Below are 11,310 nucleotides of genomic sequence, written 5' to 3'. Positions count from 1 at the left end.
TCTACAGTGTCCTTAGGGGGTTCCTGTAGCTACGACACGCCGCAACGATGGCTGTTCAGTGGCACCGTATTTAAACCGGAATGCGCCAGGCCTTGGCCATTTCAACGGTGGTCGACCTGACCGGCTTGCTCCAGGGTTTATTGCGCGCACCGTAGTGCTCAATGATGCCGTCGAGTACGCGGTTGAACTCGGCGGGCGTGGTCGCATCGGCCAAGTCACGCGCCGAGCGCTGCAATAACTCAAGATTGGCCTTCGATTGGCCCGGGCGGTGCATTGAGGGGTAAATCACTTCACGCGTGAAATTCTCGGCTTTCACCGCGATATCGCGTCTTTTCATCTCAGCGACGGCACTGCTCATCACTTTGGACAGGGGCGAAGCTTGTTTGGCAGCCACTTGCAGCAACTGCTGGAAGTTGCGCTGGCCCGGCGCATTCAAGCGCTGCGCCAGCCACTCGATGTGCTCAGGTTTACGGGCCAGCGCGTCCAGGTTACGCAAGGCTGCCGCCACCTTGGGCGTGACCTTGAGGGCGCCACCGGTTTGATTGGCCTCGCTGATGGCGCTGTCCAAGGCGTGCAAGGCTTGTTGTGCATGCCTGCGAAACATCAGCACCTGTGCGGCAGCCGGGTCTTTCTGGAGTTCCGTTTGCACGCCGGCAAGCAGTTCATCGTCCATCGCCAGCACCGCACTTTCCAATGAGGGAAACTCGTGCGTTTCACGCGCCTGCGCACGCTGATCCAGATGCCCTGCGACCGCTTGCCGGCTGCGTGCCTGCAGCTCCTGTTTCTGTTCGGGGGTCATGGTGAAGTTGACCGTACCGTTGAGCAGGCCGCGAAAGTCACCTTTGTTGGTTTTCAGCGGCAAGGTCACCGTCTGATCGCGATACGCCTTGAGTTGCTGCTCCTGATAAGCGCCCGCTGCGGCGTGGGGCGTACCGGTAAAGCGGTCGACCAAATGACTGAAGAATCCCCCACTTTTTCTCGGCCCTGCTGCTGCGGACTCAAACTCGACGACCAGCGACTCGGGCCGATTCAACGGGCCCTGCGCAACGGCGCCGCCGATCACCCCCGGCGCGGGCGTATTGGCCAGCAGGCCACCGTCCTGAAACGCCGTGATCTGAGCCTGTGCCTGGAATGCATGGCCTTGCTCCTCAGGGCTTTTGAACAGCCCCGGCAAGGCACCCGAGATACGCGCTGCCCGGGCAATGTCCATATCCGGGGTGAGGCTGGCGTTGAACACAACCAACTGCGGCCGCCCATCGAACATGCCCGTGCCGGTGATATTGAGTGACTTGATGGCCGGGATATGCCGGCTCAACACCTCCAGATCGCGGAACGTCGGCGCACCACCGGCTCTGAGCCTGGCGGTGATCTTCATCACCTCGGCGGGCGGCTTGGCCCCGGGCATTGCGGCGATATGGGCGAGGATCGACTTGCGCGACTCGTTGCGTATCATCTCCTCCAGCGGCGAGGCCTCGGTTTGCAGGCGCGGCAACAGGGTCAGCAGCAGTTGGGAAATGTTGCCGGCGGCGCCTGGCAGACAACCGGCGAGCTTGCCAAGTTCGGAACTGATGGTTTGCAGCCAGGCCGTCACCGGGTCCTGGCTATTGAGCAGGCTGGGCAGGTCGATACTGTTCGACAACTCACCGAACGCCTGCGCGCCCATGCCGCTGGCGATCAGCGTCGCGGAAATCGCTCCGGCCGATGAACCGGAAATCACTTTGACGCCAGGGAGCTTATTGGCCTGCTCGAGCGCCTGTAGCACTCCGGGGAAAGCGATACCCTTCGCACCGCCACCACTGAGCACAAGATGGCTCACCGCCGGCGGCGACAGAACCACTTTTACGCGGCCATCGCTGTAACGATGAAGGCTTAACTTGCGCGGGCCCACCTCTTTGAGCAGAGGCGTCTTCACCGCCTGTTCGAGCGCTTGAGGAAACGAAGATTGGACAGGCGAGGTTGACACTTTCATACACGGGGCTCTCTCTACAGGGTGTAGGCCTGAGTGATAAGAGAGCCACGCAAAGATCCTTACGGAATAACCCGGTAAAGATTCAACACCTACCCGGCGACGGCGTCGTCCTGGAACTGGTCCTTCACGTATTTGATCTCGGTACGCCCATGGGGCGCAGGCAAGCCATCTTCGCCGAGGTTGACGAACACCATTTTTTCCACGGTGAGGATACTTTTACGCGTGATCTTGTTGCGCACTTCACAGGTCAGGGTGATGGAGGTGCGGCCGAACTCGGTAGCCGTGATGCCCAGTTCGATGATGTCGCCCTGGCGCGAAGCGCTGACGAAGTTGATTTCGGAAATGTACTTGGTCACCACGCGCTGGTTGCCCAGTTGGACAATCGCGTAGATGGCCGCTTCTTCATCGATCCAGCGCAGCAGGCTGCCGCCGAACAGGGTGCCGTTGGGGTTGAGGTCTTCAGGTTTTACCCACTTGCGGGTGTGGAAGTTCATGGTCACTCCAAAGCGTCTTGCCGAATGATGGGTGACATCATGGCAGAGCCTGGGCTCTGGCTCTATGAGCCATTGCCTATCAACCCCATGAGCGATCTTCATATGACCGACGGAAAGGCTTGGGAAGTCAGGCGCACACGGCTATAATCGCCACCGTTTCAAAACGGTCATCTACGATTGATACCGTTCTCCCGCCACCTGTCCGAGGGGCGCTGCAGCAGGTTCAACCTGTCAGGCTCGGATGGGGCGTTGTCCGGCCTGGTTGCCCTGGCCTGATACTAAACGCACAACGGCGCCCATTCGCACACTACGAATGGAGGCTCTTCATGAGCGCTGTCAACACGCCTGCAGATTTCAACGACTACAAAGTCGCCGACATGTCCCTCGCTGCCTGGGGCCGTCGCGAAACCTTTATCGCCGAATCCGAAATGCCTGCCCTGATGGGCCTGCGTCGCAAGTACGCCGCTGAGCAGCCGCTCAAGGGCGCGAAGATTCTCGGCTGCATCCACATGACCATCCAGACTGCCGTGCTGATCGAAACCCTGGTTGCACTGGGTGCCGAAGTACGCTGGTCGTCCTGCAACATTTTCTCGACTCAAGACCAGGCCGCTGCCGCGATCGCTGCCGCCGGTATCCCGGTATTCGCCTGGAAAGGCGAGACCGAAGAAGAGTACGAGTGGTGCCTGGAGCAAACCATCCTCAAAGATGGCAAGCCTTGGGATGCCAACATGATCCTCGACGACGGCGGCGACCTGACCGAGCTGCTGCACAAGAAATACCCGGCCATCCTGGACCGCGTCCACGGCGTGACCGAAGAAACCACCACTGGCGTACACCGCCTGCTGGACATGCTGGCCAAGGGCGAGCTGAAAATCCCGGCCATCAACGTCAACGACTCGGTGACCAAGAGCAAGAACGACAACAAGTACGGCTGCCGTCACAGCCTGAACGACGCCATCAAGCGCGGCACCGACCACCTGCTGTCGGGCAAGCAAGCCCTGGTGATCGGCTACGGTGACGTGGGCAAGGGTTCGTCCCAGTCGCTGCGTCAGGAAGGCATGATCGTCAAAGTCTCCGAAGTCGACCCGATCTGTGCCATGCAAGCCTGCATGGACGGCTTCGAAGTGGTTTCGCCGTTTATCGATGGCGTCAATGACGGCACCGAAGCGAGCATCGACAAGGCCCTGCTGGGCAAGATCGATCTGATCGTCACCACGACCGGCAACGTGAATGTTTGCGACGCGAACATGCTCAAAGCCCTGAAGAAGCGTGCTGTTGTCTGCAACATCGGTCACTTCGACAACGAGATCGACACCGCTTTCATGCGCAAGAACTGGGCATGGGAAGAAGTGAAGCCGCAGGTACACAAGGTTCACCGTACCGGTGCCGGCGATTTCGACCCGCAGAACGACGACTACCTGATCCTGCTGGCTGAAGGCCGCCTGGTTAACCTGGGCAACGCCACCGGCCACCCAAGCCGCATCATGGACGGCTCGTTCGCCAACCAGGTACTGGCACAGATCTTCCTGTTCGGCCAGAAGTACGCCGACCTGTCGCCGGCCCAGAAAGCCGAGCGCCTGACGGTAGAAGTACTGCCGAAGAAACTCGACGAAGAAGTGGCCCTGGAAATGGTCCGCGGCTTCGGCGGCGTTGTGACTCAACTGACCAAGACCCAGGCCGACTACATCGGCGTGACCGTTGAAGGTCCGTTCAAGCCGCACGCTTACCGCTACTGATTTGCCTGCTGCCCGCTCTCTACTCACGGGAGAGCGGGCTTTATGTGGGAGGGGGCTTGCCCCCGATGGCGGTAGCACATTCAACAGCTCTGTTGACTGAACGACTGCTATCGGGAGCAAGCCCCCTCCCACATTGACGGTGTACACCTCCCGGCATTTTGAGTTTCCAAGGATCCGACCATGTCCCAAGACCGTCGCTACAGCTTCGAGTTCTTCCCGACCAAGACCGATGCTGGGCATGAAAAACTGATGGCCACTGCTGAGCAACTGGCCCGCTACAACCCTGACTTCTTCTCCTGCACCTACGGTGCCGGCGGCTCCACCCGCGACCGCACGATCAACACCGTGCTGCAGCTGGAAAGCCAAGTCAAAGTTCCCGCCGCTCCGCACTTGTCGTGCGTGGGCGATAGCAAGGCCGACCTGCGCAGCCTGCTGACCCAATACAAGCAAGCCGGCATCAAGCGTATCGTCGCCCTGCGTGGTGACCTGCCGTCCGGTATGGGGATGGCCAGCGGTGAACTGCGCCACGCCAATGACCTGGTGAGCTTCATCCGCGAAGAAAGCGGCGATCACTTCCATATCGAAGTGGCGGCTTACCCGGAGATGCACCCTCAGGCACGTAACTTCGAAGACGATCTGCGCAACTTCGTACGCAAGGCCAATGCCGGCGCCGACAGCGCGATCACCCAGTACTTCTTCAACGCCGACAGTTACTTCTACTTCGTCGAGCGTGTACGGGCCATGGGCGTGAACATCCCAATCGTGCCGGGCATCATGCCGATTACCAACTACAGCAAGCTGGCGCGTTTCTCCGACGCTTGCGGCGCTGAAATCCCACGCTGGGTGCGCAAGCAACTGGAAGCCTATGGCGATGACGTCAAGAGCATCCAGGCGTTCGGTGAACAGGTCATCACGCAAATGTGCGAACAATTGTTACAAGGCGGTGCGCCAGGGCTGCATTTCTATACCCTGAACCAGGCTGAACCCAGCCTTGCCATCTGGAACAACCTCAAGCTGCCACGCTAACGCTTGCCCGGTTGTGCCAAGGCCCTCGTCCAGACGAGGGCCTTTGTCGTTTTACGTAGCCAAGGAACTGCGAAATCCGCCCCACCTCCGATCAAGGCCCATGCCCACTTGATGGACGCTGCGGCGAAATAGCTCGCGCCGCCAATGCGCGTGCCAGAGCTTCTCTTTAGGGCTGGAGCGTCGTAATCTCCCGGCATGCCCGTCATTTTAAAGCTGTTGACTGCTGCGCTTTTCGCTTGCCTGAGCCTGGCCGCTTACGGCGAGAAGCTGCGCATTGTCACTGAGCCTTGGACGCCCTACGTCTACGACGACAACGGCACCATGCGCGGGCTCGACTATGAAACCACGGTGACCGTGTTCCAGCGCCTGGGGGTGGATGTGCAATGGCAGTTCCTGCCCTGGAAGCGCTGCCTGGCAATGCTCGACCAAGGCCACGCCGATGGTGCGCTGGATATTTTCCACAGCCACGACCGCGATGCCCTGCTGCTTTACCCCAGCGAGCCGTTATCGGAGGTCGAGTTCGTGCTGTTCTACGCCAACGAACGCCCTCACCCCGCCAAGACCCTGGACGAGTTGCGCGGCCTGACGGTCGGCATCTCGCCAGGCTACCTGTATGGCAGCGCCTTCAGTGACTCCACGGCCTTCAACCGCGAACCCGCTCCCAGCCACGAAGCCAATTTCGGCAAACTCATGCTGGGGCGCATCGACCTGCTGATCACTGACCGACGCGTGGGAATGCATGTGATCAAGGACCTGGGCCTGGAAGGCAAGGTCAGCCAGGCACCGCTGGTGGTCAGTCGCCAGCAGCAATTTCTGGCCGTACGCCGTGGCGCGGGCATGGACCTGCTGGTGCAACGTTTCGCCGCCGAGCTCAAGCGTTTCAAACAAGAGCCGGCCTATGCCGTATTGAGCGCAAAATATGGCGATGCCCACCTACACACCACCCCGGTTACCACGCCCGCAGGAACCGTTGAGCAGCAGGAAAGCAGCGCGCAGTGATTGCTCTGTTATACTCCGGCCTTTCCGCCAGGCTTACGCCCGGCCGCTGAGGTCTTGAAAAAGGCACCTAACCCAGCTACTGCGCAGCTTTCAGCCCGCGCGAGCCGGTGGAGTGCCCGCCAGACGCAGCAGGACCGGACGGGGTTGCGCTCCCCTAAGCGCCATTCACGCCCGGCAAGATTATCCCTTTGGGCCAAGCCCTAACTAAAACAGGATTACTCATGTCCTTTGCTTCCCTCGGTCTCTCCGAGGCTTTAGTCCGCGCCATCGAGGCTGCGGGCTATACCGAGCCTACTCCGGTGCAACAGCGGGCCATTCCCGCCGTGTTGCAAGGTCGCGACCTGATGGTTGCGGCACAGACAGGTACTGGTAAAACCGGTGGTTTCGCCCTCCCGATTCTGGAGCGGTTGTTCCCCAACGGTCATCCGGACAAGTCCCAGCGTCACGGCCCGCGCCAACCGCGCGTACTGGTCCTGACCCCAACCCGCGAACTCGCAGCCCAGGTACATGACAGCTTCAAGCTGTATGCCCGCGACTTGAAGTTCGTCAGTGCCTGCATCTTCGGCGGCGTCGGCATGAACCCACAGGTTCAGGCCATGTCCCGGGGTGTTGACGTGCTGGTGGCGTGCCCGGGTCGCTTGCTCGACCTGTGCGGTCAAGGCAGCGTCGACTTGTCCCACGTCGAAATCCTCGTACTGGACGAAGCCGACCGCATGCTCGACATGGGCTTTGTCCATGACGTGAAAAAAGTCCTCGCCCGCCTGCCGGCCAAGCGCCAGAACCTGCTGTTCTCGGCGACGTTCTCCCAGGACATCACCGCCCTGGCCGGCAAGCTGCTGCACAACCCGGAGCGCATCGAAGTCACGCCACCGAACACCACGGTCGAGCGTATCGAGCAACGTGTGTTCCGCCTGGCCGCCAGCCACAAGCGTGCATTGCTGGCCCACCTGATCACCGCCGGCGCCTGGGAACAGGTGCTGGTGTTCACCCGTACCAAGCACGGCGCCAACCGCCTGGCCGAGTACCTGGACAAGCACGGCCTCACCGCCGTCGCCATCCACGGCAACAAGAGCCAGAACGCGCGCACCAAGGCCCTGGCCGACTTCAAGGCCGGCACCGTACGCATCCTGGTTGCCACCGACATCGCCGCCCGAGGCCTGGATATCGACCAGTTGCCGCACGTGGTCAACTTCGAACTGCCTAACGTCGACGAAGACTATGTGCACCGTATCGGCCGTACCGGCCGCGCCGGTCGTTCGGGTGAAGCCATTTCCCTGGTTGCACCGGACGAAGAAAAACTGCTGAAAAGCATTGAGCGCATGACCAAGCAGAAGATCGCCGACGGCGACCTGATGGGCTTCGATGCCAGCGCCGTAGAGGCTGAAAAGCCTGAAGCGCGCGAGCGTCCGGACGTGCGCAACCCACGCAACCCACGCGGTCCTAAGGGCGATGGCCCGAACGGCGGCGGCGGTGGCGGCGGGCGTCGCGACAAGGGCAAAGACAAGGGCAAGGAAAAATCCGCGACCAACGGCCGTGGCGAACGCCCAGCCCGCGAGCAAAAGCCCCGCGAAGGCACACCGGCCCGCGAACAGCGCCAGCCGAGCCAGCCACCCCGCGCCGCAGCCGACCGTGCTCCGGACGAGTTCCTGGACGACGATATCGACAACTTCGGTAACCGCGTCGACTACGTGCCTCAGGCCAAACCGGCGCAAGGCCGTGGCCGCCGCCCAGGTGCTCCGGCACAGGGCGCGGGCGCTCCGCGCAGCGGCCAGCCTCAAGGCGGCCGCCAGAACGGCCCACGCAACAGCAGCGGCGGCACCGCCGGCACCCCACCAGCCAAGCGCAATGGCGGACGTAATGGCGCATCACGTGACGGCCAGGCCCGTCGCGAAGATTCGCGTAACCGCCGCCCGGCCCGTGACGACCAGCCTCGCTCGTCTGAACCTGCCGTGCAGAACCCGCGTGGTGGCCCGGCGCCGAAGATCATCCACAAGGAGTCCAAAGCCGACCGCTTCCCGACACCCGAGCAGTTGGATCAACTGCCAGGCCGTCCTCGTGGTGAAAAACCAGCGCTGCTGACCCGCAACCGCTGAGTTTTCAAGCCCCATAAAAAATGCCCCGCATCGAAAGATGCGGGGCATTTTTGTATGCGAGGCAAAAATTACTTCGCTTTCACACCTTCAAAGGTGATGTACAGATTAACCACGTCGGACTGTGGACCTACGTCCATGCCACCCGGATTGAACTCCTTGCGGCTGATCGAGGTGGTCCCTTCAAAGCCGGCACGGTAGCCGCCCCATGGATCCTTGCCTTCGCCCAGGAACGTAGCCTTGACCACGATAGGCTTGGTCACGCCGTGGAAGGTCAGGTCGCCCGCCACATCGGCAGTCTGCTTGCCATCAGCATTCTTGCCGGTTGGCTTGACGCTGGTGGAAACGAACTTGGCGTCCGGGAATTTGCCCGACTCCAGGAAGTCCTTGCTGTTGACGTGCTTGTCACGTTCAGCATGGTTGGTGAACACACTGGCAGTGCGCACATTGACTTCGATCTTGGCGTCTTCAGGCTTGGCCGCGTCAAAACTGAACTTGCCGTCCAGGTCCTTGAAGGTACCGGTGATGTAGCTGTAGCCCAGGTGGCTGATCTTGAAGTCGACGAAGGCGTGCTGGCCTTCTTTGTCGATCACATAGTCGGCAGCCATTGCCGAACCTGCGGACAGCAGGGCAGAACCGATTGCCAGAGCGGCGAGAGTCTTTTTCAACATGCTTTCTATTCCTTGTGAGTCGAGGTTGAACATCAGGCTTTGCGCCCCAGCATTCGCGTCAGGGTCACATCACGATCGATAAAGTGGTGTTTCAATGCAGCCACGCCATGCAAACCGGCGAAAACCACCAGCACCCAGGCCAGATACAAATGCACCACACCTGCGGTATCTGCCTGGTCCGGTAGACCGGAAACCAAGGCAGGAATTTCAAACAGGCCAAACACCGGGATACCGACACCGTCGGCGGTGGAAATCAGGTAACCGGCAATCATCACGGCAAACAGCCCGAGATAGAGAAACGCGTGGCCAAATGCGGCCCCCATACGGGTCAGGCGGCTATAGCTGGCCAGCGGTGGTGGCGGCGGGCTGATCAAGCGCCAGACGATCCGCACCAGCATGATGGCAAACAGCGTGATGCCAATGCTCTTGTGCAAATCCGGAGCTTCTTTGCGCCAGGCGCTGTAGTAATCGAGGCCGACCATCCACAAGCCCAGGGCGAACAAACCAAACACCACCAGGGCAACGCCCCAGTGCAAGACCATACTGACCCAACCATAGCGGGCCTCTGAATTGCGTAGCTGCATGTACTTAATCCCGTAAGAGCTGTGCCAAGCCTAGCGATTTACCTATCGAATTAAAGCGGAAAATTTTGCTTTGAAATATCAAGAAATACGATATTGAGAGTAGGCAGATTAAATTAACAAGGGATTAAGGACTATCCAGAAGAAACGTGACAGACCGTCCTGTGTTTACTGCCTATTCGCACGTAATGGGTTGTGACACGGCCGCCCATTGCATAGGCTTGCGCGATTGTTTCGCCTGCGTGGTGCGCAGGACCGCTTCGAGGAGAAAACCGATGGGCTTGAACAACCAGTGGATGCAACGCGACCTCGCGGTGCTGTGGCATCCCTGCACCCAGATGAAAGACCACCAGCAATTGCCGCTGATCCCCATCAAGCGCGGTGAAGGCGTGTGGCTGGAAGACTTCGAAGGCAAGCGCTACCTCGACGCCGTCAGTTCCTGGTGGGTCAATGTGTTTGGTCACGCCAACCCGCGCATCAACCAGCGCATCAAGGATCAGGTCGACCAGCTTGAACACGTGATCCTCGCCGGTTTCAGCCACCAGCCGGTGATTGAGCTGTCCGAGCGCCTGGTGCAGATGACGCCGGAGGGCCTGACCCGGTGCTTCTACGCCGATAATGGATCGTCCTGCATCGAAGTCGCGCTGAAAATGAGCTTTCACTATTGGCTCAACCGGGGCCTGCCGAACAAGAAGCGCTTCGTCACCCTGACCAACAGCTACCACGGTGAGACCATCGCCGCGATGTCGGTAGGCGACGTGCCACTGTTTACCGAAACCTATAAGGCGCTGCTGCTCGACACCCTCAAAGTGCCCAGCCCGGACTGCTACCTGCGCCCTGAGGGCATGAGCTGGGAAGAACATTCGCGCACTATGTTCCAGGCCATGGAACAGACCCTGGCGCAGCACCATGAAACGGTCGCCGCCGTCATCGTCGAGCCGCTGATCCAGGGCGCCGGCGGCATGCGCATGTACCACCCGGTCTACCTCAAGCTGCTGCGCGAAGCCTGCGACCGCTACGGCGTACACCTGATCCACGACGAAATCGCCGTGGGCTTCGGCCGCACCGGCAGTATGTTCGCCTGTGAACAGGCCGGCATCCGCCCGGACTTCCTGTGCCTGTCCAAGGCCCTCACCGGCGGCTACCTGCCGCTGGCCGCCGTGGTCACCACCGAAGACGTGTACAGCGCGTTCTACGACGACTACCCTACCCTGCGCGCCTTCCTGCACTCCCACAGCTACACCGGCAACCCGTTGGCGTGCGCGGCGGCCCTGGCCACCCTGGATATTTTCGAAGAAGACAACGTCATCGAAAATAACCAGGCCCTGGCCCAGCACATGGCCAGCGCGACTGCGCATCTGGTTGACCACCCCCACGTCTCGGAAGTCCGCCAGACCGGCATGGTGCTAGCCATCGAGATGGTCCAGGACAAAGCCACCAAGACCGCCTACCCCTGGCAGGAACGCCGTGGCCTGAAGGTCTTCGAACATGCCCTGGAACGTGGCGCGCTGTTGCGGCCACTGGGCAGCGTGGTGTATTTCCTGCCGCCCTATGTGATTACGCCACAGCAGATCGACTTCCTCGCCGAGGTGGCCAGCGAAGGCATCGATATTGCGACCAACAGCCGCGTCAGCGTGGCGGTGCCCAACAACTTCCACCCCGACTTCCGCGACCCCGGCTGACTGATCGTTCCCGCGCTCTGCGTGGGAACGCATCCCCGGACGTTGCGCGTCCGCTCTGCAGA

General features: G+C 60.7%; 9 protein-coding genes and 1 riboswitch. Of the genes, 5 read left to right on the top strand and 4 right to left on the bottom strand.

Features of this window, described 5'->3' with window-relative positions; all coding sequences use genetic code 11:
- Positions 1–70 precede the first annotated feature (70 nt).
- Together ACQRBV_RS11250 and ACQRBV_RS11245 are read right to left on the bottom strand one after the other, a co-directional pair.
- Entirely contained in the window at positions 71–1,969 is a 1,899-nt protein-coding gene (locus ACQRBV_RS11250) for a patatin-like phospholipase family protein (protein WP_411985439.1), read from the bottom strand.
- An 89-nt stretch (positions 1,970–2,058) separates the two neighbouring features.
- Complete coding sequence (locus ACQRBV_RS11245) at positions 2,059–2,463, bottom strand: acyl-CoA thioesterase (RefSeq protein WP_060753419.1); 405 nt, start codon at positions 2,461–2,463, stop codon at positions 2,059–2,061.
- 198 nt (positions 2,464–2,661) lie between these two features.
- Positions 2,662–2,768, top strand: a riboswitch (S-adenosyl-L-homocysteine riboswitch).
- Positions 2,769–2,789: 21 nt separating this feature from the next.
- Here ACQRBV_RS11245 and ahcY point away from each other — a divergent pair.
- The 4 genes from ahcY to ACQRBV_RS11225 all read left to right on the top strand — a co-directional run bounded on the left by ahcY (position 2,790) and on the right by ACQRBV_RS11225 (position 8,317).
- A complete protein-coding gene (gene ahcY, locus ACQRBV_RS11240; RefSeq protein ID WP_060753420.1) occupies positions 2,790–4,199 on the top strand; it encodes an adenosylhomocysteinase in 1,410 nt (469 codons plus the stop codon).
- Positions 4,200–4,379: 180 nt separating this feature from the next.
- A complete protein-coding gene (metF, locus tag ACQRBV_RS11235) occupies positions 4,380–5,225 on the top strand; it encodes a methylenetetrahydrofolate reductase [NAD(P)H] (protein WP_060753421.1) in 846 nt (281 codons plus the stop codon).
- Between the two features lie 195 nt (positions 5,226–5,420).
- Positions 5,421–6,224, top strand: a complete 804-nt coding sequence (locus ACQRBV_RS11230; RefSeq protein WP_411985438.1) for a substrate-binding periplasmic protein — start codon at positions 5,421–5,423, stop codon at positions 6,222–6,224.
- Positions 6,225–6,445: 221 nt separating this feature from the next.
- Positions 6,446–8,317 carry a DEAD/DEAH box helicase gene (locus ACQRBV_RS11225; RefSeq protein ID WP_411985437.1) on the top strand — a complete coding sequence of 624 codons (1,872 nt, stop codon included), beginning with the start codon at positions 6,446–6,448 and terminating at the stop codon, positions 8,315–8,317.
- Positions 8,318–8,385: 68 nt separating this feature from the next.
- Here ACQRBV_RS11225 and ACQRBV_RS11220 read toward each other — a convergent pair whose 3' ends face one another.
- Both ACQRBV_RS11220 and ACQRBV_RS11215 read right to left on the bottom strand, forming a co-directional pair.
- Positions 8,386–8,985, bottom strand: coding sequence for a YceI family protein (locus ACQRBV_RS11220; protein ID WP_060753425.1), 600 nt, complete (start codon positions 8,983–8,985; stop codon positions 8,386–8,388).
- Between the two features lie 32 nt (positions 8,986–9,017).
- Complete coding sequence (locus ACQRBV_RS11215) at positions 9,018–9,569, bottom strand: cytochrome b (RefSeq protein ID WP_060753426.1); 552 nt, start codon at positions 9,567–9,569, stop codon at positions 9,018–9,020.
- Between the two features lie 272 nt (positions 9,570–9,841).
- Here ACQRBV_RS11215 and ACQRBV_RS11210 point away from each other — a divergent pair, with 272 nt between their 5' ends.
- Positions 9,842–11,248 (top strand): adenosylmethionine--8-amino-7-oxononanoate transaminase, encoded by a 1,407-nt coding sequence (locus ACQRBV_RS11210; RefSeq protein WP_411985436.1) that lies wholly within the window; start codon positions 9,842–9,844, stop codon positions 11,246–11,248.
- Positions 11,249–11,310: the final 62 nt, after the last annotated feature.

It is taken from the genome of Pseudomonas sp. R11F (assembly GCF_050312575.1).
GTDB lineage: Bacteria > Pseudomonadota > Gammaproteobacteria > Pseudomonadales > Pseudomonadaceae > Aquipseudomonas > Aquipseudomonas palleroniana.
Note: the sequence above shows the minus strand (reverse complement) of the source record. Positions and strands in the feature narration are given on the sequence as shown.

Coding starts and splice junctions, on each gene's coding strand:
- ACQRBV_RS11250 (WP_411985439.1), bottom strand. CDS start 1,969: ATGAAAGTGTCAACCTCGCCTGTCCAATCTTCGTTTCCTCAAGCGCTC.
- ACQRBV_RS11245 (WP_060753419.1), bottom strand. CDS start 2,463: ATGAACTTCCACACCCGCAAGTGGGTAAAACCTGAAGACCTCAACCCC.
- ahcY (WP_060753420.1), top strand. CDS start 2,790: ATGAGCGCTGTCAACACGCCTGCAGATTTCAACGACTACAAAGTCGCC.
- metF (WP_060753421.1), top strand. CDS start 4,380: ATGTCCCAAGACCGTCGCTACAGCTTCGAGTTCTTCCCGACCAAGACC.
- ACQRBV_RS11230 (WP_411985438.1), top strand. CDS start 5,421: ATGCCCGTCATTTTAAAGCTGTTGACTGCTGCGCTTTTCGCTTGCCTG.
- ACQRBV_RS11225 (WP_411985437.1), top strand. CDS start 6,446: ATGTCCTTTGCTTCCCTCGGTCTCTCCGAGGCTTTAGTCCGCGCCATC.
- ACQRBV_RS11220 (WP_060753425.1), bottom strand. CDS start 8,985: ATGTTGAAAAAGACTCTCGCCGCTCTGGCAATCGGTTCTGCCCTGCTG.
- ACQRBV_RS11215 (WP_060753426.1), bottom strand. CDS start 9,569: ATGCAGCTACGCAATTCAGAGGCCCGCTATGGTTGGGTCAGTATGGTC.
- ACQRBV_RS11210 (WP_411985436.1), top strand. CDS start 9,842: ATGGGCTTGAACAACCAGTGGATGCAACGCGACCTCGCGGTGCTGTGG.